The sequence below is a fragment of the Natronomonas aquatica genome, from assembly GCF_024449025.1.
Classification (GTDB): domain Archaea; phylum Halobacteriota; class Halobacteria; order Halobacteriales; family Haloarculaceae; genus Natronomonas; species Natronomonas aquatica.
Map to the genome: position 1 here is coordinate 1 of NZ_JAHLKM010000027.1, position 19,746 is coordinate 19,746.

Here is a 19,746-nt window from a genome sequence, read left to right on the forward strand (position 1 = left end):
CCAGAGTGATACCGTCCAACCGACTCATTACACGAAATCGAGTCTACACCGGTAAGTAGTTTCGCACGACCGTATCACTCCCCACCGTTCGCTTCCGACACGCCGGCGCCGCTTGCGGGTGACCCCTCGCGGTCGCGTTCGTATTCGGGCGTCAGGAACGGCTCGTCCCGTCCCTCGACGTCGATCACGTCGAGAGTCTCGACTGTCGCCTCGATGCCGAGTTCCCCGGCCAGGCTCGGCTCGGTCCGCCCCTCGTCGCCGCTTACGAGTTCCTTGATGTAGAGCCCACCCTCGCCGTGTATCTCGACGGTCGCGGTGTACTCGTCGGTCAGCGAGCCGTCGATGTCCAGCACCGTCCGTTCCCGCACGAGGTCTGCCCGCCGGTGGTCGACGCGATTCGGGGTTCGCTGTTCGATCGTCGTCCCCTCCAGGGCCCCGATCGCGGCCTCGAACGCCGAGGGGTCGACTGGCTCCTCGAAGCCGACCGTCGCCCGGTACGTCTTCGAGGCGTCGTGGCCTTTGACCCGCTCGATCATCTCGTAGGTGACGAACTGGAGTCCCTCGATTTCGACAGCGCTGCCCGTGTCTTCGTTGACTTCCCGCTGGAGGGCTTTGAGGTCCGCGTCCCGGCGACGGGGCTCTTTGATCTCGAGGACGAACGGCCGACCCGACCCGAGCATCAGGGCGTCGACGTCCTCGCGGCCGGCGCCGTGAAAGACCGCGTCGGTCCCCCGGAACGCGCTCAGGAAGGACGGTTCGAGGAGTTCCTCGACGCTCGTCTCGAACTTCACCCACTCGGTCTGGGGGATCCCGCGTTCGAGTTTCCGGTAGCGCCCGTAGATCGAGACGGAATTTCGCTGGATCTCGATCTCGTCGGCCTCCATATCGACGAGGAACTGCACGTCCGGACGCTCGAAGTCGACGTCCGCGCCCAGCTGCCGGCCGACCCGCCGCCCGATCTCGCGGTTCAGCTCCGTGCCGAGTTCCTCGCCGGCTTCTTCATCCAGCCCGGCGTCGAGCCGCAACAGCCGGTCGTTCTCCTCGAACAGCGGCGGCACCCGGGTCCCAACCTGATAGGTGTACAGTTCGGTCTCCCCGAGGGCCTCGACGGCCCGCCGTGCGAGTTCGTCGAACCGGTCACAGAGCCCCTCACAGACCCAACACGGCTCTTCTGGGCCCTCATAGGGCTCGTCGTCGGCCAGCGCGACCGCCGTCCGGAGCGCACGCCCCCGTTCGTCGTTCGTCAGCCCGAAGCTCCGGTCGGCGACCGGGCGTCCGAGACAGGAGTCACAGAGAGGCCCGGTAGCAAGGAGGTCACGCGCGGTCTCGAGGATGTCCATCGGAACGAGTTCGTCGCCGCGTCGCCTTCGATGTTGTGTTCTGGAGCCGGTCTTCGAACGGCTGTCGTTCGCCGACACCTCGAGTGCCGATACTTTCATTCTTCGGCAGCCGCGAGGGAAGGTATGGAAATCACTACCGGCGTCGTCCTCGCCGCGGGGGAAGGGACGCGACTGCGGCCGATGACGGCCAACCGCCCGAAACCGATGCTTCCCGCCGCCGGTCGACCGATCCTCGAACACGTCCTCGATGTCCTCGTGGAGTGTGGGATCGAGAAGCTCTGTCTCGTCGTCGGCTACCGGCGCGAGCGGATACAGGAATATTTCGGCCACAGCTACCGCGACACCCCGATCACCTACGTCCACCAGGCGAAACAGCTCGGGAGCGCCCACGCCCTCCAGCAGGTCGAGGGAGAAATCGAGGGACCGATGCTGGTGCTCAACGGCGATCGCGTCATCGACGAGCGGATCATCGAGGACGTCCTCGCGAGTTTCGACGACAGTCCGACGCTTTCGGCGCTGGAACACCCGACGCCGGCGGAGTACGGCGCGGTCGAGGTGTCGGACGACCGGGTCGTCGCGTTCGCCGAAAAGCCCGATACGGACGATTTCAGGCTGATAAACGCCGGAGTATACGCGTTCGGACCGTCGGTGTTCGACGCGATCGCTCGAACCGACCGCCGTGCGGGCGAACTCCGGCTCTCGGACGTGATCGGGACGCTCATGGACGAGGGAACGGTCAAGGGCGTCCGTACCGACGGCCTGTGGGTCGACGCGACGTACCCGTGGGATCTCCTATTTCTCACCCGCGAGTTGCTGCGTCGGGGACGCGTCACACAGCCCGAAGGCGAGTCGGACGTCTGGGTGGCCGAAAGCGCACGGATCCACCCGGACGCGACACTGCAGCCGCCGGTCGTCGTGGGGACGGACTCGGAGGTAGCCGCCGGCGCCGTCTTGGGGCCGAACGTCGCCGTCGGGTACAACGCGACGATCGGGGCCAACACCACACTCCGAGACGTCCTTCTGGACAGCGACTGCCGGATCGAGGCGGGGACGACGCTGCTCGATTGTGTCGTCGGCGAGATGGCCGACATCGGCGCCGGGACGGTCGCTCCCGGCGGTCCCGGTGACGTCCGCGTCGGCGATACAGTCTTCGAGGACCAGCAACTCGGCGCCGTTTTGGCCGACCGGGCGTCCGTCGGCGGCGGCGTCACCTTCGCCTCCGGCACTCTTGTCGGCGCGAACGTCGATATCGGCCCCGGCGTCTACGCGAGCGGCACGATCGACGACGACACGGAGGTCGTCCGCTGATGTGCGGGATCATCGGTTGTGTCGGCCGTGATGACACCCTCGGGACGCTGGTTCACGGCCTCTCGAAGCTCGAATACCGCGGGTACGATTCGGCGGGCGTCGCCCTCGGCGGGGAGACACTCGGCGTCCTCAAACGCGCCGGCGAACTCGGGGCCCTCCGGGACGCCCTCGAGGGGGGTCCGGACCTCTCGGGGTCGGTCGGGATCGGCCACACCCGCTGGAGTACACACGGGCCGCCGACCGACGAGAACGCCCACCCCCACCTGGACTGTGCGGGATCGGTCGCCGTCGTCCACAACGGCATCATCGAGAACTATCAAAAGCTCCGGGACGAACTATCGGACGCCGGCCACGAGTTCGAAAGCGACACCGACACCGAAGTCGTCCCGCATCTGATCGAGGCTGGGCTCGAATCCGGCGCCGACCCCGAGACCGCCTTCCGGGCCGCGATCGACCGGCTGGAGGGGAGTTTCGCCATCGCCTGTCTGGTCGCCGGCCGCGAATCGGTGTTCGTCGCGCGCAACGACTCGCCGCTGGTGTTGGGAATCGACGGGGACGCGACGTACCTCGCCAGCGACGTCCCCGCGTTCCGGGAGTTCACCGACCGCGTCGTCTATCTCGACGACGGCGAGTTCGCGGAACTGTCCGCGGGCGGCTGGCAGGTCACCGACGCCGACGGCGCTCCGGTCGAGAAATCGATCGAAACCGTCGCCTGGGATCCCGAAGATACCGGCAAGAGCGGCTACGACCACTTCATGCTCAAGGAGATCCACGAACAGCCCCGGGCGCTCCGGCAGTGCCTCCGGGGCCGGGTGGACGAACTTGGCGGGACCGTCTCCGTCGAAGAGCTCGGAGATCTCGACTTCGATCGGATCCATCTCGTCGCGGCGGGGACGAGCTATCACGCCGCGGTCTACGGGGCGGGACTGCTCTCGGCCGAGGGAATCTCAGCGCAGGCCCACTACGCCCACGAGTACGCGAGTTCGCCGCCACCGATCGAGGACGCGACCGTCGTCGGTGTCTCACAGAGCGGCGAGACCGCCGACACGCTCGCGGCGACCCGGGAGGCCAGACGGCGCGGCGCCGGGACGCTCGCGCTCACCAACACCGTCGGCTCGACGATGGCCAGAGAGTGCGACGACGCCTTCTACATCCGGTCGGGCCCCGAAATCGGCGTCGCCGCGACGAAGACCTTCGCCGGCCAACAGACCGCTCTCAACCTCCTGACGCAGGTCGTCGCGGACGGAACGCCGGACCGGGATCTCGTCTCCGCGTTGCGGGATCTACCTGGCGACGTCCAGACGATCCTCGACGAATCGAACGCCGAGGCGGTCGCCGAGGCGTATCTCGACGCCGAGGCGTACTTCTTCATCGGGCGGGGGCTGAACTTTCCCGTTGCCCTGGAGGGGGCGTTGAAAATGAAGGAGATCAGCTACGAACACGCCGAGGGCTTTGCCGCCGGCGAACTGAAACACGGGCCGCTCGCGTTGGTCACCGCGAACACGCCCGTGTTCGCGACTGTCGTCGGCGATGGCGAACTCGCGCGCAAGACGGTCGGCAACGTAAAGGAGGTCGAGGCCCGCGACGCGCCGGTCGTCGCCGTCACGGACGGCCGATCCGACGCCGACCGGTACGCCGATCACACCCTCGAGATCCCCGAAACGGATCCCCGAACGGCGGCGATCCTGGCGAACGTCCAGCTCCAGCTCGCCTCCTATCACACCGCGGCGAAGCTCGGTCGGTCGATCGACAAGCCGCGGAACCTCGCAAAGAGCGTCACTGTCGAGTAACGACGGTCCCGACGTTCCCCGAGAAATCGAAGTTAGCTAAAGCCGGTTTTTGTGCTATCCACGTTTATATACTCACTCCCGACGAGCGGCCGAACGAATGTCAGGACTGACAGACCGTATACGTTCGATAGTCGCTACCGGGATCCGATCGCGGCTGGTGATCGTCGTCGTCGCGCTTTTGATCGGCGCGCTTCTGGCGCCGATGGCCTACAGCGTCGGAAACCGGACCGCCGAATCGGCCGAGCAAGTCGCCGTTATCGAGGTCCCCGGGCTCATCTCGCCCGGAACGAGCGGGCCGGTCGTCGACGCGCTCGTGGAGGCCAGACAGAACGACTCCATCGCCGCCGTCGTCCTGAAAGTCGACACGCCCGGCGGCTCGCTGGCCGCGACCGAAGAGATCGCCCTCGAGGTCGAGCGGACGGCGGCGGAGATGCCCGTCGTCGTCAGCGTCGGCCAGATGGCCGCCTCCGGCGGGTACTACGTCAGCGCGCCGGCCGACGAGATCTACGCCAATCCGAGTTCGATGATCGGCAGCGTCGGTATCAACTTCGCCACGCTCAACGCCGACGCCGACGCCGGCTACCGGACGATCCAGTCCGGGCCGGACAAATCCGGCGGCTACACCGAGGCCGAAGCCATCGAGATGGCAGAGGTGATGGTCGAGGGGTTCTACGGGACCGTCCTCGAACATAGGGGCGAAAAACTCGAACTCTCGAAGGCCGAACTCGCCCACGCCAAGGTCTATCCGAGCCAGGCGGCGCTCCACAACGGGATGATCGACGAGGTCGGCACGACCGAGATGGCGATCGCACGTGCCGCCGAACTCGCCGGACTCGATCGCTACGAGACCGTCGAACTCGATACGACACCCGACGCCCCTGGATTCCCGCTGTTCGGAACTGAGGGCGGGAACGACACCGCTTCAGCCGTCGCGTTGCTCGATCCGGCGCCGGGCGTCGAGACGCCCGTCCCGACCGCCCTCTACGGGACGATCCCCGAAAGCGACGTGATCGTGACGACGGCCGGCTCCGAGCCGGTCAGTACAGCCGACGAGGTTGAGACGACAGCCGGGACCACCACGGAGGTGAGCGAAGGTGAGTGACAGCAGACGACTCGTTGCCTTCCTCGCCATCGTCGGGCTCGTCGTCGTCGGCGCCGCAACCGTCGGCTTCATTACGGCAGACCGGCCGGCGGAGGCGTCCGGCGCGACGGTTGAAAAGGGGTATTACACCGACGAGAGCTTGATGTCGGAGGCTGAACTCGAGCCGAAGTCCGGCGAGATCGAACTCGAAAAGGGCCCCTCGCGGACGGTCGCGATCACGACCGACGGCCCTGTCTCCGAACTCGACCCCGTCGTCACCTCGCTCGTCGACGCGGGCCACGAGGTCCGGATCGTCGGCGGCGGCGGAGCGTCGCTCCCGCCGGAACTCGCCATCGCCGGCGTCCGTCCCGCCCCGACGACGGGCGAGGAGACCGACCTCGTCGAAACGCTCGATGACGCCGATGCGTTCCTCGTCGTCGGAAACGCCGACTTCGACGCCGACGAGCGCGAGGCGATCGAGGAGTTCGTCGACAACGACGGCCGGTTCGTCGTCGCGACCGACGACGCCAGCACCGACGCCGATCTCACCTCCCTGACCTCCGAGTTCGGCCTCGCCGTCGGCGACGGGTACCTCTACAATATGGGCGAAAACGACGCGAACTACCGGCGCGTCTACGGATCGGGTGCCGGTCCGGTCGCCGACGCCGACCGGTTCGTGTTCGATCGCGTCTCGCCGGTCTCCGGGACCGGGACGACGGTCGCACGCGTCGACGCCGAGGGGACTCATTACTCGACGACTCGGTCCCCCGGTACCTTCGATTTGGCCGTCCGGAGCGAGAGCGTCATGTTGATCGGCGATTCGAAGATATACGCCCCGCTGAACTACAATCGCGGAGACAACGCACAACTGGTCTCACAGTCGCTTTCGTTTCTGACCGGCGGCCCGGCCGACCCCTACACGGCCGAACGCGACGACGAGGCGCCGTCCCGTCCGCCCACGGACGGGGCTGCCGGAGGGTCGGACTCGGGATCCGAAGAATCGGTTCGGAAGGAATCGACGGCGCCGCCGGCGGAGTAGTTCGCTTTCCCGGACCGTCGAGAGCGGTGAGGTGCCAGTCGTCCGCCGTCCGTTACCCGCCTTCCTCGTACTCGACGTCGACGAAGGCCATCCCGTGGGCCGAGTAGACGTCGATCGAGCCGACGAGGTTCTCCCGGACGTGGTCCTTCCAGGCCCCCATGGCCTCGTCGATCCACGCTTCGATCGTCGCCTCGTCGGGATCGTCCGCGTCCAGTTCCTCCCTCGCGAGCCGTCGCGTCGGCCGCTGTTCGATGACTTGTTGACCCTTGGCGACGAAGCGAAACGGTCGGAGGTGGACCTCGTTTTCGGCCTTGCTCTCCGTGGAGTCGTCCGCGAGATGGCGGATCGTCGGCTCAACCGTCCCCTCGAACGGCGGCGTCAGGCCGAACACCGCTTTCCCCTTGCGGCCGATATCCTCCTGCCCGTTGTAGGCCGCAGTCTCGACGACATCTTCGGGGTCGACGACGATCGTCTCGATGGCGTCGATCGACTCCGGATCGATCTCGTCTCCGTCTTCCTCCTGATCGCCGCTTTCCGGTTCCGTCCCCGTTTCGGATCCCGTCCCTTCGTCGACGGTTTCGCCGTCCGTTCCGGCGTTCGTCTCCGACGGTTCGACCGTCTCGTCGGCGTCCGCTGCTGGCTCGATCGACGTGTCTTTTTCGTCGCTCGGCATGTGATCCGGTAGTGGGCCGACCCGTATAAATCGGCGGAAACGGGGTCGACATGGCGAGGGTCGGTAGATCTCGGGGGCGTCGACACGCCCGGCGACGAAGGTCCTTTCACCGTCGATACCCTTCGTTCCGTATGGAACAACCAGAGCCGGCGACCGGATGGCCCGACGGGCCGATCTCGGAGACGGAGGCAGCGGCCAAACTCGACGGGGACGCCGTCGCCGTCTGGGTGATGGACCCCGACAGCGGCGTTCGGTCGGTGTCGGTCCCCGCCGACGCGCCCGACTCCCCCGTGGTCGATCTCGTCATCGAGACCGAAACCGGGTTCGAGATGTACAGTTACACGGGCGGGCAGTGGATGGACTACGGCACACAGCGCAAAGACGACGAGGAGGCCCCGTCGATGGCGGGAACGCTCGCCAGCTACCGCCTCCTCGCCGGCGAATCCGACCTCGATCTCGGGTGAATACCGCCGGATCCCGGACGGCAGACCCGGCTCGATCGGCGATGCGGTCGATTCCCACCCGAACATTAAATACCGTTTCACTGGATGAAGGACGTATGTCCCCCTCCGTTGTGACACGCACGTACACCGAGGCGACCGATACGGGATCGACGGCACCGGCCGCCCCATTCGATCGTCGCGGCCCCTCCCGGAGCCGATGAAACTCGCGATCGTCGGCGTCGGCCAGGCTGGCGGGAAGATCCTCGATCAGTTGATCGAGTACGACACCACGCGCAACACCGGGTTCGTCGAACACGCTGTCGCCGTCAACTCCGCGAGGACGGATCTGGCCGGCCTCACGTACGTCCCCGAGGCGGACCGGCTTCTGGTCGGCCAATCGATCGTGAGCGGCCACGGGGCCGGGACCGACCCCGAGACCGGCAAGCGGTGTGTCGGCGAGGATATCCACGAGATCGACGACGCGGTCGGCGGCGTCGCCACGAGCGGTATCGACGCGTTCCTCCTTATTGCCGGCCTCGGCGGCGGAACCGGCAGCGGCGGCGGCCCGGTCATCGCCGACCACCTGGGCGAGATATACGCCGAGCCGGTCTACGGGCTCGGGATCCTCCCCTCGACCGACGAGGGTGGGATCTACAACCGCAACGCCGCCAACTCGCTCCAGCGGTTCGCCCGCTCGACTGACAGCCTCCTGCTTTTCGACAACGGGGCCGCGAAATCGAGCGGCGAGACCCTCTCGGAAGGCTACCGGGAGATCAACGACGAGATCGCCACCCGGTTCGGGAACCTCTTTTCGGCCGGCGAGATCGATGCGATGGGCGGAGACGTAGCCGAAAGCGTCGTCGACTCCTCGGAGATCATCAACACGCTGGGCGACGGCGGGATCACGTCGATCGGCTACGCGACGGAGGCCATCGAGACCGACGAGGGCGGCCTGCTCGATCGGTTCCTCGGATCGGACGACGACGATCTCGCGTCGTCCGGGGACGCGACCAACCGGATCACGTCACTCGTCCGGCGGGCGACGCTCGGAAAGCTGACGCTGCCGTGTGAGCCCGACAGCGCGGCCCGGGCGCTTTTGATCGTCTCCGGGCCGCCGGAACACCTCAGCCGAAAGGGTATCGACAGCGCCCGCGACTGGCTCGAAACCGAGACAGACTGCCGGGAAGTCCGGGCCGGCGACTACCCGCTTCCCGACGAGGGTCGGGTCGCCGCACTCGTCGTACTCTCCGGGGTCACCGAGGTGCCGCGGATCGAGGAAATGCAACAGCTGGCGGTCGAAAGCGACACCGGTCCCGAAGACGACGAGCAAGACGAGAAGGACTTCGAATCACTGCTGGAATACGGGGACGACGACGGCTCGGAGTGACCGCCGGTGGTCGGCGGTTCGGTCCCAATCTCTCCCGTCCGCCTCCCGACTTTGGTCGCCCCCGAAACTTCTTGATCGTTCCCCCCGAGCCAGCCACGTGGCCAGCGCCGCGTCGCTCTCGGAACCGCGGGTACTCGCCCACGCCAAGCGTCGTCTCTTTCCCGAGGACGGCGACCAGAACGCCTACGCCGTCGTCGACACGCAGTTTTCGACCGCCGAGTGGCTCGCCGAACGGTCGGTTCCGCCGTCGATTCGCGAACGGCTCGCCCCGTTCAACCACGTCCGGGTCGGGTCGGGATACCCGGATCTCGTCGGCGTCAGATCGCTCGACTCGGAGCTTCTGGCCGTCGGTCGCTTCGGTGATCGCCCGCCGCTCGTCGCCGTCGAAGCGAAGGGGTACACGACCGGGGGCACTGTCGACGCCGAACGCGGCGTCGTTCAGGCCTACGACCGGCTGGGCGAGGCCAATGCCGCCTACGTCGCGGCGCCGCTCGCCGCCGTCTCCCGGACCGACCGGACGCTCGCATGCGAACTCAACGTCGGCGTCCTCGGCGTCGAACCCGACGGCACCGTCACACCGCTGGAACGACCGCGGGTCGTCGGCAACCGGACCGCCGACGAGGCGACCGCCATCCGTTTTCAGGCGACCGCCCAGGGGGTCGCCGAGAAATCGTTCGGCCTGAATCACCCCAAGAACTATCTCGCGTATCCGCTCGCGCTGTATCATCCCGATGACACCGAAGAGGTCCTCGAAGAGCGCGTCGTCGGCGCCACCGACAGCGCCCGGACCGGCGCGGCGTTCCTCGGGCTGATCGAGGAGCGGCCAGACGGGGTCGAACGGACCCCGCTCGGCGGCGAGGTCGTCCGGTTCGCGCTGGACCGACACGGTACGGTCGACGCCGCCCTCTCGGCCTTCGAGGAATGGCAGGGCTCTCCGGTTCGGTTCCGCGAACTCGATCCGGCCTGGGGGGCGATGGCGAGACGCGTCGTCTGGGCGTATCCGGCGACGCGGTTGCTCGTCGAGGAGCTTCAGACGATGTACGACGACGGGATCGTCGACCCCTCGCTCGTGGATCTCCTCGAGTGGCTCGCCGTCGGGCATCCGACGTTCGCCGTCGAGCTGTTCGTCCGTGGCACCGACGACGCCCGAAGCCGGGTGCTCACAGCCGACGGCGATTTACGGATCGAGGAACTGAGCGACGGCGAGGTTTTCCATTCACCGACCGTCTTCCAGCTGAAGGCGATGCTCTTTCACGCCGGCATTCTCGAGGATCGCGGCGCCGAACCGTCCCGGCTCGATCCGACGACCGACAGCTGGCGGCTCCGGAACCCGCTGGAACCGCTCCGGTGAGAGCGCCGCTGTCCCGTTCGGGTTCGGCTGTCCCCGATACCCGTCCGGACGGCGGGTCGGCCGACGGATCTTTCGGCCCGCCGCCCGTCGATGGTGTATGTCGAGTGTCAGCGACACCTACATCGAGAACCGCCAGCGGGTCCAGCCGACCCACACGAACAACCACGCATCGGCCCACGGGGGCAACGTCGTCAAGTGGATGGACGAGGTGGGGGCGATGTCCGCCATGCGTCACGCGGGCGAGACGTGCGTTACTGCCCGTATCGATGAGCTCAATTTCAAGCGCCCGGTTCCCCAGGGGGACACCTGCGTGATCGAATCATACGCCTACGCGGCTGGCCGAACGAGCGTCCGGGTCCGCCTCCGGGCGTTCCGCGAGTCGCCCCGAACCGGCGACCGGGAGGGGACGACCGACTCGCATTTCGTCTTCGTCGCGGTCGACGGCGATGGAGAGCCCGTTCCGGTGCCGGAACTGACCGCCGAGAGCGATCGCTGTCGGGAGTTGCGTGCCGCAGCACTCGAGGCCGAGCCGACCGGGTGAGAGCCGCCCTACCGCCGAACCAGGAACCCACGATGCCGGACGGTCGTGACCGACGAGTCGGTCAGTTCAGGCCGCTCGTCCCAGCCTGATCGATGACGGTGTGTTCGGTCTGGTTCTCCCGGACGTACCCCCAGTCGATCTCTACTCCCAGCCCGGGCCCCGACGGAACGCCAACCGACCCGTCCTCGAGCCGTTCGACGTCCCCGTCGAACCCCCGCTCGGTCATCCAGTCGAACTCTGGGTGGAGCAATCCGTGCTCGTGGTACGTGTTGTTCCGGATCGCGCTGAGACAGTGCAGGTGGGCGGGTCCCCCCACGTGGAGTTCGACATCGATGCCGAACGCTTCGGCGAGTCTGGCGATCTTCATCACGCCGGTTATTCCCCCGTCCAGATGTGCATCCCCGCGAACGAGATCGAGCCAGCCCGACCGTAGATGGTCGGCCCGCCCGAACGGGCCGCTCCGAACGTGCTCACAGCCCAGGATCGGCGTCGAGAGTTCGTCGGCGAGTTTCCCCGTACTGTACCCGCTTTGGCCCGTATCGGCCAGCGGGTCCTCGTACCAGTAGAACCCTAGCTCGTCGAGAACGGTTCCGACCCGGATCGCGTCCGTATAGATCTCGTACTCGCTGGCCGGATCGAGCATCAGGTCCATCCGATCGCCGACGCGGTCCGCAACGGCCCGACAGAGCTCGATATCCTTCTGTGAGTCGCCCCAGGGATGTATCTTGAATCCCGAATACCCGTCCTCCAGACATGCCTCCGCGTAGTCGGCGTACGCCTCCGCCGAATCGAGTCCGTCCGGCTCCTCGTCTGGGTGCGCGGTCGAAGCGTATGCCGGGATCCGTTCCCGATACCCGCCCAGTAGCGTAGAGATGCTTTCCTCGTAATAGGTCCCGGCGAGATCCCACAGCGCGATATCGATCGGCCCCATCCCGAGGTGATCCGTATGCCGAAACGCCTGCCAGAGTTGCTGCCAGATCCGTTCCCGTTCGAGGGGGTCGGCACCGATGAGAAACTCCGGTGTAGCCATCTCGATCTGTGTCACCATCGGCGGCACCTGCATGAACCCCCGATAGTGGCCCTCGATTCCGGTGTCCGTCCGTATCGTCAGCACGAACCCTGGCTGTTCCAACATGTTCCCCCTTTCGTATACCTGATGTCCGTCCCTCGTGCCGACGTTCTCAAGGCGGTATACGAACTCGTGTATCTCTACCTCGTCTATTATCATACCAACGACCATTCCCTCCCGATATGAAAAAGCTTCCTCAGCCTCACACGCTAGCGGCGGGATCAACGGTGACGGTGCTCGAGCAGTTCGATCCGGACACCGGCCGGGTCGGCGAAGAACGCGATTTTCAGGTCACCGAAGACGGACGGCTCCATGATGAAGTCGATCCCGGCCGCCGTGAGTTCCTGGTGGGCCTGATCGATGTCATCGACGACGAATCCGAAGTGGAGAAATCCGGGTGGGATCTCACTGCTCAACCCGGCGGCCTCGTAAGGTGCCCGATCGAATAGGTATACTCGCTTGTCCGCGACCTCGAGCGCCGCGTAATTGACCGCCGTCGCACCAGCCCCACTATCGGCATCCCCTCGCTCCAAGAGTTCGGCATCGAAGTGCTCGCGGTAAAACGTAGCGCACTCGTCGATGTCTTCGACCTTCAACGCCACGTGGAAGAACGACTCAGGCTCCATAGCTCCTCGATGGCTGCCATCTTCAAATATTTCCGGTCGACGGAACGCGACCGTCCCCTCCGTGACGTTGAGACCCTTGGCCACGTGTTCAACGAACGGATCGAACATGTGAGGACCCGCGGCACGCCGGGAGTGAGTAAATCCGAAAAGGTTGCGACGTTCGGCGAGGGAATGGCTGAACGAGCGAAGCGAGTGAGAAAGTGGACTCGCCGGGATTTGAACCAGAGGAAGACGGTCGCCTCGCTCCGCTCGACGCTGCGACTTCCAGGGTTCAAATCCGCGCGCCCGCTTCGCTCGCGCTCGGCTCGTTCGTTCTCGTACCCTCGTAGAAGTCGGTCGCTCCGATGGACTCGCCGGGATTTGAACCCGGGGCCTCTCCCATGCCAAGGGAGTGATCTACCGCTGATCTACGAGCCCGCGATCCATCGAACAGTATCCCGAGACGATTCATAAACCCATCGAAGCCGCAGGCACCGTGCGGCACCGTCTCACAGCCGGGCGGACGTCTCGCGTCCCGCACCAGCCGCTTCGGCCCGTTTCTTTGGGACGGAGCGGCGGGGTACGACGGCCGACCCAAACATTATTGAAAATTGGCCCGAGGGGCGGATATGGAGTACACCAGCCTCGGGAGTACTGGCATGGACGTCAGTAAGCTCTGTCTGGGCTGTAACAGCTTCGGTGACCGTCACGAATGGATGCTCGACAGGGAGGAGAGTCTCGAGATCATCGAGCGCGCGATCGAACTCGGCGTCAACTTCTTCGATACGGCGAACAACTACTCCTTCGGGAAATCGGAGGAGATACTGGGCGAAGCGCTTCGGGAGCACGACCGTGACGAGATGGTCGTCGGGTCGAAGGTGTACTTCCAGGTCGATCCGGACAACCCCAACTCGGGGGGGCTCTCTCGGAAGACGATCACCCAGGAGTTGGATAATACGCTGGATCGTCTGGGCCTGGACACGCTGGATCTGTACCAGATCCATCGATGGGACGAGGACACGGACATCGAGGTGACGATGCGGGCTCTCGACGACACGATCCGTCAGGGCAAAACCCGGTACGTCGGGGCAAGCACAATGTGGGCCCACCAGTTCGCCGACGCGTTGCATACGAGCGATTCGCTCGGACTCGAGCGGTTTGCGACGATGCAAAACCATTACAACCTGGTCTACCGCGAGGAGGAGCGCGAGATGCTCCCGTTGTGCAGTCGCGAGGGTATCGGCGTCATGACGTGGAGTCCGCTCGCTCGTGGGTTTCTCGCTCGCCCCCACGCGAAAACGACCACGACCCGTGCCGAAACGGACGATATCCTCAAAGAGCGGGCGGCGGTGTACCGGTCGCGTGGCGGTGAAGAAATAAACGAGCGGGTCGCCGACCTCGCCGCCGAAAAGGGGGTGTCGATGGCCCAGATCAGTCTGGCGTGGCAACTCCACGGAGACTGGATAGATACGCCGATCATCGGAACGACGAGCGTCGAGCACCTCGAGGACGCGGTCGAGGCTGTCGATCTCTCGCTTTCGGACTCCGACATCGCGTACCTCGAGGAGCCATACGAGCCGGGTCGAATCCTCGGACACTCTTGAACGAGAACCACAGCGGCGGATCGTCGGATCTCCGTTAGAGTCAAACACCTGCCCCGGGAAACGAGACACATGAGCACGGAGCAGGAGCAGCGAACCATCCGGTGTCTGGTGGCGAAGGTCGGCCTCGACGGCCACGATCGGGGGGCCCACGTCATCGCGCGGGCGTTCCGCGACGCCGGGTTCGAGGTCATCTACTCGGGGCTGCACAAATCGCCGGACGACATCGTACAGGCGGCCGTCCAGGAGGACGTCGACGTGCTGGGCATCTCGATCCTCTCGGGGGCCCACGACACGCTCGTCCCGAAGATCATGGACGGGCTCGGTGAGTACGACGCCTTCGAGGACACGCTGGTGATCGTCGGCGGGATCATCCCCGAAGACGACCGCGAGGAGCTCTATGAGGCCGGGGTCGCGGAGATCTTCGGCCCCGGCGCGTCGATGGCGGAGACGATCGAGTTCGTCCGCGAGAACGCTCCCGAACGATAGATGGCGGGTGAGGACACCCTCGTCGACGAGCTGTTGGCCGGGAAACACCGGGCGCTCGCTCGCGTGATCACGAAGATCGAGAACCGCTCGCCGGGGTATCGCGATCTCGTCTCACAGCTGCACGACCACACCGGCGACGCGGAGGTCATCGGGATCACCGGCTCGCCGGGGGCGGGGAAATCGACGCTCGTCGACAAGATGGCCGCGACCTACCGGGAACGCGGCGAGACGGTCGGCGTCATCGCCATCGATCCGTCCTCTCCGTTTACCGGCGGGGCCGTGCTGGGCGACCGAATCCGGATGGGCTCGAACGTCGGCGACATGGACGTTTTCTTCCGATCGATGTCGGCCCGGGGATCGCTGGGGGGGCTTTCGACGGCGACGACGGACGCGGTGAAGGCGCTCGACGCCTTCGGCAAGGACAAAGTCATCGTCGAGACCGTCGGCGCGGGCCAAAACGAGATCGAGATCGTCAAGACCGCCGACACCGTTGCCGTGCTGGTTCCGCCCGGCTCCGGCGACGACGTCCAGATGCTCAAGGCCGGCATCCTAGAGATCGCCGACATCTTCGTCGTCAACAAAGCCGACATGGACGGTGCCGACCGGACGGTGATGGAGCTCCGGGAGATGGTCGAGATGCGCGATGCGTCCCCTATGGCGGGCCACCACGGGGCCGACGCCATGGCGAGCGAAGATACCGAACCGGCGGACGAGGAGACGGGGTGGGAGCCACGGATCATCGAGACGGTCGCAAAGACCGGCGAGGGTGTCGAGGAGTTCCTCGGTACGATCGCCGACCATACGGCGTGGCTCACCGAGAGCGGCGAACTCGAGTCCCAGACCCGGAAACGCTACGAGGCCGAGATCAAAACGCTGCTCAGAGAGGACACGGCGGCGCTCTTAGAGGAAGAACTGGCTGCCCGTGGCGGGCTCGAGACCTACGTTGATCGGGTTCTCGACCGAAAGACCGACCCCTATTCGGTAGCCGACGAACTCGTCGCACCGATCGCGGCCTGCGTTCGGGAACGACGCGAGAACGGGGACTGACGACGAGGAAGGCGGGACCTGTCAGGAGAGTTCGATCGAGACGGGCGTCGATGACGGCGGCCCCCGGTCGAGCAGTTCTTCGATCGCGTCGAGTTCCGCCCGGAGCGTCGCCTCGTCGCCCTCGGCGAGCGCCTCGCGGGCGCGGGTGGTCCGGTTCCGCGCGGCGCTTACGGCCTCGCCCTGATCGCGGGCCCACTCGCCGGTGAGTTCGTGCCCGAGCCAGTCGCCAAGCAACTCGACGAAGGCCCGTTCCCAGCCGGTAAACTCGGTCCTGTCGCCCCGATCACAAAAACACAGCGTCCCGTAGCGGCGGTCGCCGACGTATACCGGTGTCCCGATGTACGATGAGAACCCGGCCTCGGAGTCGGCCTCGGAGTCAGCCGTGACGGCGACGATCCCGCCGCCATCGACGGTCAGGTCGCCGATATCGTCCGACAGAATCATCCCGTCGGCGGTATCGAACGTGAGTGACCCGTCGACGCTCTCGACGAGGATCTCGACACCGCCCTCGGAGTCGCTGACCAGCGCCGCGTACTCGACCTCCAGCGTCTCACGGCCGAGTTCGAGTAGCTCCTCGACGGGCGTCGAGACGCTGTCGATGACGGTCCGTGCGAGCCGTCTGAGCGCCGATTCGCGCCGTTGGACGGCCTCCTCGGCGCGGTACCGGGCCGAGACGTTCTCGATCCGGTTGGCGAGGACGCGCCACTGTTCGGGCCCGCGCCGCTTCCGGAAGTAGTCGGTGACGCCCTCCGATACCGCCTCGCTGGCGATTTCCTCGCTGCCGCGGGCGGTAAAGAGAATGAAAGGGAGGTCGGCGTCCATCTCGCGGACGTACCGGAGCAACTCGAGCCCGGTCATCTGTGGCATGTGGTGATCGCTGACGACACAGTCGATCTCGCCCGCCTCGACTACCTCTAGGGCGTCGTTCGGGTCGGTCTCGACCCGGATCGAGAAGGAATCGCGGAGGTCGCCGAGCTGGTTGGCCATGAGATCGGCCAGGGATGGATCGTCGTCGACGAGCAGTACACGAGTGGGACCGGCCATATCCCGACTCCGGCGTACAGTGGGTTAATGTTTCCGCCCGATTCACCTGACAGAACGGCGGATCCCCCCGACATCGGCCACCGGCTACTGGTACCGCTCCTCGTTCCAGGGGTTGGCACTTTTCGAGTAGCCCCGCTTCTCCCAGTAGCCGCGTTCGGCGTCGGTCAGTATTTCGATCCCGGAGAGCCATTTGGCGCCTTTGTAAGCGTACTTGTGTGGGGTGACGACGCGGAGCGGGCCGCCGTGGTCGCCGGGCAGCGGTTCGCCGTCGAGTTCCCACGCCAGGAGAACGCCCTCCCGGAGACAGTCGGACAGCGGTAAATCGGTCGTGTAGCCGTCATGGGCGTGAAAGAGGACGTGTGTCGCGCCGTCCTCGAGGACGACGTGGTCGGCGAGCGTCGAGAAGGGGAGCCCCCGGAACTCACAGTCGAACCGGGACCAGCCGGTGACACAGTGGAAGTCCTGCCGCTGTGTCTCGGCGCCGAGCGCCCCGAGATCGCTCAGCGGACGGGCCAGTTCGGTCCCGACCGCCCCCCACACCTCGAGGGTCGCCTCGGCCGGCACCGACGGGGTCTCGCCCTTCGAGAGGACCGGAAACCGATCGACCTCGCGCTGGCCCGGCGGGAGACGGCCGCCGCCGAACGACTCGTGGATGTCCGTCAGATCTCGCATACGTTTCCACGGGGGTGGCGGACAGGTAGGGCTGTCGCTCCGGCGAACTCGCCGACCCCGAACTCGGTGACCGATCGATGGAACATTATTTCGTATTATGATTAGAAATACCTATCAATATAGAAAAATAATCTTAGTGTATTCCGGTGATGAATTCCTTGCTGACGAAAACCCCCCCCGACAGTCTTAAATACCCAATCCACGAAGGCCGAACTGTTCCGATGCCGAAGGTACAACTCACCGTCCCGGAGCACCTCGAGATGCAGATCGCACAGCTCGTCGAGGAAGGCGAGTTCGTAAACCGGGAGGAAGCGATCGAGGAGCTGTTGTCCACCGGGCTCCGGGCGTACAAGACCAGCGGCCCGATGGAGGACGACGAACCGGGGTTCGAGGAGGACGGGATGATGGGCCACGACGACGAGTACGTCTTCTGACGGTCCCGCTTCAGCTTCCCCGCGATCGTCGCCCCCTTTGCCGGTTCGGTTATCAGTTCTCCGCGTAGAGGAGTCGATCCACCGAATCGTGGCGTATGCAGTGCGGTACCGCACAAAGGTTAAACGGCCTGTTGTTATACACATGAATATGCACAAAGAAGAGCTGCTCGAGTTACACGAGAAGATGGTCTCTATTATGGAGCATTTCCGGGGAATGGACGACATCGACGGCTCGGTGTTCGATCCCTACGACGAACTCGACGTGACCCCAGACGACATCCACAAATCGAAAAGCGAACACAAACACGCGGTGTTCGTCCTCGGGAACGCCCTGGCGAACGTCATGGCCGAAGACGAATTCTCCGACGCGGGCCGGATCGGCAAACGGATGGAAGAACTCGCCGACGACGCGGAGTCGAAACTGTAGCGACGAGTGCCGGTCCGGACGCCGACGAACACGTAACCTAAGACGGTGGGGGTCGAAGGGTGGATAATGGAATCGCTGCGGAGCGGCGAGACGACTCCCCTCTCGGCCGGGGTCGTCAGCCGGACGGTGCGACTGTCGGACGCCCCGCGGCCGCGGACCGCCCTCGGGGCTGCGGATCCCCCACGGACGTTCTGGGCGGCCCCCGGAGAGGCGACAGTCGTCGGAAGCGGCGCGGCGGCGACGGTACGGGCCGACGGCCCCGACCGGTTCCGGAGCGTCCGGGCGGCAGCCGACGAACTGTTCTCGAGCGGCGACGTCCACGCCGGGACGCTCGCGGCCCGCCCCCGTCTGTTCGGCGGCTTCTCGTTTCACGACGACCACACCGGTCGGGAGCCGTGGGACGGCTACCCGGGCGCGAGGTTCGTGTTGCCGCGGCGCCAGACGACCTTCGCCGACGACGAGGTCTGGCTGACGGTCAACGCGGTCGGGGAATCCCCCGAAGAGGTCGAACGACAGCTCGAAGAGGCCCGCGAGACGATCCGGCGACGTCCAACCTCGGGGGCAGTCGGGGACCCTCCGGGGATCGTCGAACGGACCGAAACCACCTCGAAATCCGAGTGGTGCGAGGGTGTCACCGCCGCTATCGAGCGGATCGAGGCGGGAGAACTGCGGAAGGTCGTCCTCGCACAGGCGCTTCGGGCGTCCCTTTCGAGCCCGCTTTCGATCCCCGATGCCCTGACACGGCTGGGAGAGACGTATCCGGACTGCTATCGGTTCCTGTTCGAACCCGACGACCGCGGCGGTGGTTTCTTCGGAGCGACACCGGAACGGCTGGTCGATCTCCGTGGTCGGACCGTCGAAACCGGCGCGCTCGCCGGGACGACCGGTCGCGGCGAGACGCCCGAGGAGGACGAGTGGCTCGCCGAGGAGCTTCTGGCCGACGAGAAGAACGCCCACGAACACGATCTCGTCGTCGGCGCCGTCCGGAAACAGCTCGAACCGCACGCGGCCTCGATCAGGACCGGAACGCGGCGGATCCGCCGGCTCGCGACCGTCCAGCACATCGAAACGCCGATCACGGCCGAACTCGCTTCGGATGAACACGTTCTGAAACTCGTCGAGGCGCTGCATCCCACCCCGGCTGTCGGTGGCCTTCCGCCGGACCGGGCGCTCGAGACTATCCGTGATACGGAACCCTTCGGACGCGGGTGGTACGCCGCCCCGGTCGGGTGGTTCGACGCGGCCGGCTACGGCTCCTTCGCGGTGGCGCTGCGGTCGGCCGTCGCACGCGGCGATGTCGCGACGCTTTTCGCCGGCGTCGGCGTCGTCGCCGACTCCGATCCCGACCGGGAGTGGGACGAGGTACAGCTGAAATACCGGCCGATCCTCGACGAGCTGGAGTGAT

At 65.8% G+C, this 19,746-nt stretch carries 20 protein-coding genes and 1 tRNA gene; 14 read left to right on the forward strand and 7 right to left on the reverse strand.

Translation table 11 applies throughout. From position 1 onward, the window contains the following. Window positions 1-74: 74 nt before the first annotated feature. A complete protein-coding gene (locus KM295_RS13765; protein ID WP_256030574.1) occupies window positions 75-1,340 on the reverse strand; it encodes a tRNA pseudouridine(54/55) synthase Pus10 in 1,266 nt (421 codons plus the stop codon). Window positions 1,341-1,463: 123 nt separating this feature from the next. Here KM295_RS13765 and KM295_RS13770 point away from each other — a divergent pair, with 123 nt between their 5' ends. The 4 genes from KM295_RS13770 to KM295_RS13785 all read left to right on the forward strand — a co-directional run bounded on the left by KM295_RS13770 (window position 1,464) and on the right by KM295_RS13785 (window position 6,558). Further along, the gene (locus KM295_RS13770) at window positions 1,464-2,648 is read left to right on the forward strand and encodes a sugar phosphate nucleotidyltransferase (protein ID WP_256030544.1); all 1,185 of its coding nucleotides are present in this window, start codon (window positions 1,464-1,466) and stop codon (window positions 2,646-2,648) included. After that, window positions 2,648-4,438 (forward strand): glutamine--fructose-6-phosphate transaminase (isomerizing), encoded by a 1,791-nt coding sequence (gene glmS, locus KM295_RS13775; protein WP_256030545.1) that lies wholly within the window; start codon window positions 2,648-2,650, stop codon window positions 4,436-4,438. Before KM295_RS13770 ends, glmS begins: the two co-directional genes overlap by 1 nt. Window positions 4,439-4,535: 97 nt before the next feature. Beyond that, complete coding sequence (locus tag KM295_RS13780; RefSeq protein WP_256030546.1) at window positions 4,536-5,540, forward strand: S49 family peptidase; 1,005 nt, start codon at window positions 4,536-4,538, stop codon at window positions 5,538-5,540. Continuing rightward, window positions 5,533-6,558: a hypothetical protein gene (locus KM295_RS13785; RefSeq protein WP_256030547.1), complete on the forward strand. Its 1,026-nt coding sequence runs from the start codon at window positions 5,533-5,535 to the stop codon at window positions 6,556-6,558. Before KM295_RS13780 ends, KM295_RS13785 begins: the two co-directional genes overlap by 8 nt. 52 nt (window positions 6,559-6,610) lie before the next feature. On the opposite strand, the gene KM295_RS13790 is transcribed toward KM295_RS13785, so the two are convergent. Continuing rightward, the gene (locus tag KM295_RS13790; protein ID WP_256030548.1) at window positions 6,611-7,231 is read right to left on the reverse strand and encodes a DUF8009 family protein; all 621 of its coding nucleotides are present in this window, start codon (window positions 7,229-7,231) and stop codon (window positions 6,611-6,613) included. A 131-nt stretch (window positions 7,232-7,362) separates the two neighbouring features. Between KM295_RS13790 and KM295_RS13795 the strand changes: the two genes are divergently transcribed. The 4 genes from KM295_RS13795 to KM295_RS13810 all read left to right on the forward strand — a co-directional run bounded on the left by KM295_RS13795 (window position 7,363) and on the right by KM295_RS13810 (window position 10,953). Continuing rightward, window positions 7,363-7,695 carry a hypothetical protein gene (locus KM295_RS13795; protein WP_256030549.1) on the forward strand — a complete coding sequence of 111 codons (333 nt, stop codon included), beginning with the start codon at window positions 7,363-7,365 and terminating at the stop codon, window positions 7,693-7,695. A gap of 196 nt (window positions 7,696-7,891) precedes the next feature. Next, complete coding sequence (locus KM295_RS13800; protein WP_256030550.1) at window positions 7,892-9,061, forward strand: tubulin/FtsZ family protein; 1,170 nt, start codon at window positions 7,892-7,894, stop codon at window positions 9,059-9,061. 97 nt (window positions 9,062-9,158) lie between these two features. Next, the gene (locus KM295_RS13805; RefSeq protein WP_256030551.1) at window positions 9,159-10,412 is read left to right on the forward strand and encodes a hypothetical protein; all 1,254 of its coding nucleotides are present in this window, start codon (window positions 9,159-9,161) and stop codon (window positions 10,410-10,412) included. A gap of 97 nt (window positions 10,413-10,509) precedes the next feature. After that, a complete protein-coding gene (locus KM295_RS13810) occupies window positions 10,510-10,953 on the forward strand; it encodes an acyl-CoA thioesterase (RefSeq protein ID WP_256030552.1) in 444 nt (147 codons plus the stop codon). Window positions 10,954-11,014: 61 nt separating this feature from the next. On the opposite strand, the gene KM295_RS13815 is transcribed toward KM295_RS13810, so the two are convergent. The 3 genes from KM295_RS13815 to KM295_RS13825 form a co-directional block, all read right to left on the reverse strand. After that, window positions 11,015-12,181: an enolase C-terminal domain-like protein gene (locus tag KM295_RS13815; RefSeq protein ID WP_256030553.1), complete on the reverse strand. Its 1,167-nt coding sequence runs from the start codon at window positions 12,179-12,181 to the stop codon at window positions 11,015-11,017. A gap of 62 nt (window positions 12,182-12,243) precedes the next feature. Beyond that, window positions 12,244-12,648, reverse strand: coding sequence for a VOC family protein (locus KM295_RS13820; protein ID WP_256030554.1), 405 nt, complete (start codon window positions 12,646-12,648; stop codon window positions 12,244-12,246). A 345-nt stretch (window positions 12,649-12,993) separates the two neighbouring features. Further along, window positions 12,994-13,065, reverse strand: a tRNA-Ala gene (locus tag KM295_RS13825). A gap of 191 nt (window positions 13,066-13,256) precedes the next feature. On the opposite strand from KM295_RS13825, the gene KM295_RS13830 reads away from it, so the two are divergent. The 3 genes from KM295_RS13830 (at window position 13,257) to meaB (ending at window position 15,764) form a co-directional block, all read left to right on the forward strand. Beyond that, on the forward strand, window positions 13,257-14,231 hold the full coding sequence (locus tag KM295_RS13830; protein ID WP_256030555.1) for an aldo/keto reductase: 975 nt from the start codon (window positions 13,257-13,259) through the stop codon (window positions 14,229-14,231). A gap of 69 nt (window positions 14,232-14,300) precedes the next feature. Next, complete coding sequence (locus KM295_RS13835; RefSeq protein WP_256030556.1) at window positions 14,301-14,717, forward strand: cobalamin B12-binding domain-containing protein; 417 nt, start codon at window positions 14,301-14,303, stop codon at window positions 14,715-14,717. Next, window positions 14,718-15,764, forward strand: a complete 1,047-nt coding sequence (meaB, locus tag KM295_RS13840) for a methylmalonyl Co-A mutase-associated GTPase MeaB (RefSeq protein WP_256030557.1) — start codon at window positions 14,718-14,720, stop codon at window positions 15,762-15,764. Window positions 15,765-15,785: 21 nt separating this feature from the next. Here meaB and KM295_RS13845 read toward each other — a convergent pair whose 3' ends face one another. Together KM295_RS13845 and KM295_RS13850 are read right to left on the reverse strand one after the other, a co-directional pair. Then, window positions 15,786-16,808, reverse strand: coding sequence for a response regulator (locus KM295_RS13845; protein WP_256030558.1), 1,023 nt, complete (start codon window positions 16,806-16,808; stop codon window positions 15,786-15,788). A gap of 84 nt (window positions 16,809-16,892) precedes the next feature. Next, on the reverse strand, window positions 16,893-17,480 hold the full coding sequence (locus KM295_RS13850) for a molybdopterin-dependent oxidoreductase (protein ID WP_256030559.1): 588 nt from the start codon (window positions 17,478-17,480) through the stop codon (window positions 16,893-16,895). 221 nt (window positions 17,481-17,701) lie between these two features. Here KM295_RS13850 and KM295_RS13855 point away from each other — a divergent pair, with 221 nt between their 5' ends. The 3 genes from KM295_RS13855 (at window position 17,702) to KM295_RS13865 (ending at window position 19,745) form a co-directional block, all read left to right on the forward strand. Continuing rightward, window positions 17,702-17,914 carry a ribbon-helix-helix domain-containing protein gene (locus tag KM295_RS13855; protein WP_256030560.1) on the forward strand — a complete coding sequence of 71 codons (213 nt, stop codon included), beginning with the start codon at window positions 17,702-17,704 and terminating at the stop codon, window positions 17,912-17,914. Between the two features lie 148 nt (window positions 17,915-18,062). Continuing rightward, window positions 18,063-18,341, forward strand: coding sequence for a UPF0058 family protein (locus KM295_RS13860; RefSeq protein ID WP_256030564.1), 279 nt, complete (start codon window positions 18,063-18,065; stop codon window positions 18,339-18,341). A 66-nt stretch (window positions 18,342-18,407) separates the two neighbouring features. After that, window positions 18,408-19,745, forward strand: a complete 1,338-nt coding sequence (locus KM295_RS13865) for an isochorismate synthase (RefSeq protein ID WP_256030565.1) — start codon at window positions 18,408-18,410, stop codon at window positions 19,743-19,745. Window position 19,746 lies beyond the last annotated feature (1 nt).

What these genes read in the sequence shown, in the direction of transcription:
- KM295_RS13765 (WP_256030574.1), bottom strand. Translation starts at nt 1,340, where the DNA reads ATGGACATCCTCGAGACCGCGCGTGACCTCCTTGCTACCGGGCCTCTC.
- KM295_RS13770 (WP_256030544.1), top strand. Translation starts at nt 1,464, where the DNA reads ATGGAAATCACTACCGGCGTCGTCCTCGCCGCGGGGGAAGGGACGCGA.
- glmS (WP_256030545.1), top strand. Translation starts at nt 2,648, where the DNA reads ATGTGCGGGATCATCGGTTGTGTCGGCCGTGATGACACCCTCGGGACG.
- KM295_RS13780 (WP_256030546.1), top strand. Translation starts at nt 4,536, where the DNA reads ATGTCAGGACTGACAGACCGTATACGTTCGATAGTCGCTACCGGGATC.
- KM295_RS13790 (WP_256030548.1), bottom strand. Translation starts at nt 7,231, where the DNA reads ATGCCGAGCGACGAAAAAGACACGTCGATCGAGCCAGCAGCGGACGCC.
- KM295_RS13795 (WP_256030549.1), top strand. Translation starts at nt 7,363, where the DNA reads ATGGAACAACCAGAGCCGGCGACCGGATGGCCCGACGGGCCGATCTCG.
- KM295_RS13800 (WP_256030550.1), top strand. Translation starts at nt 7,892, where the DNA reads ATGAAACTCGCGATCGTCGGCGTCGGCCAGGCTGGCGGGAAGATCCTC.
- KM295_RS13810 (WP_256030552.1), top strand. Translation starts at nt 10,510, where the DNA reads ATGTCGAGTGTCAGCGACACCTACATCGAGAACCGCCAGCGGGTCCAG.
- KM295_RS13815 (WP_256030553.1), bottom strand. Translation starts at nt 12,181, where the DNA reads ATGATAATAGACGAGGTAGAGATACACGAGTTCGTATACCGCCTTGAG.
- KM295_RS13820 (WP_256030554.1), bottom strand. Translation starts at nt 12,648, where the DNA reads ATGGAGCCTGAGTCGTTCTTCCACGTGGCGTTGAAGGTCGAAGACATC.
- KM295_RS13830 (WP_256030555.1), top strand. Translation starts at nt 13,257, where the DNA reads ATGGAGTACACCAGCCTCGGGAGTACTGGCATGGACGTCAGTAAGCTC.
- KM295_RS13835 (WP_256030556.1), top strand. Translation starts at nt 14,301, where the DNA reads ATGAGCACGGAGCAGGAGCAGCGAACCATCCGGTGTCTGGTGGCGAAG.
- meaB (WP_256030557.1), top strand. Translation starts at nt 14,718, where the DNA reads ATGGCGGGTGAGGACACCCTCGTCGACGAGCTGTTGGCCGGGAAACAC.
- KM295_RS13845 (WP_256030558.1), bottom strand. Translation starts at nt 16,808, where the DNA reads ATGGCCGGTCCCACTCGTGTACTGCTCGTCGACGACGATCCATCCCTG.
- KM295_RS13850 (WP_256030559.1), bottom strand. Translation starts at nt 17,480, where the DNA reads ATGCGAGATCTGACGGACATCCACGAGTCGTTCGGCGGCGGCCGTCTC.
- KM295_RS13855 (WP_256030560.1), top strand. Translation starts at nt 17,702, where the DNA reads ATGCCGAAGGTACAACTCACCGTCCCGGAGCACCTCGAGATGCAGATC.
- KM295_RS13860 (WP_256030564.1), top strand. Translation starts at nt 18,063, where the DNA reads ATGCACAAAGAAGAGCTGCTCGAGTTACACGAGAAGATGGTCTCTATT.
- KM295_RS13865 (WP_256030565.1), top strand. Translation starts at nt 18,408, where the DNA reads ATGGAATCGCTGCGGAGCGGCGAGACGACTCCCCTCTCGGCCGGGGTC.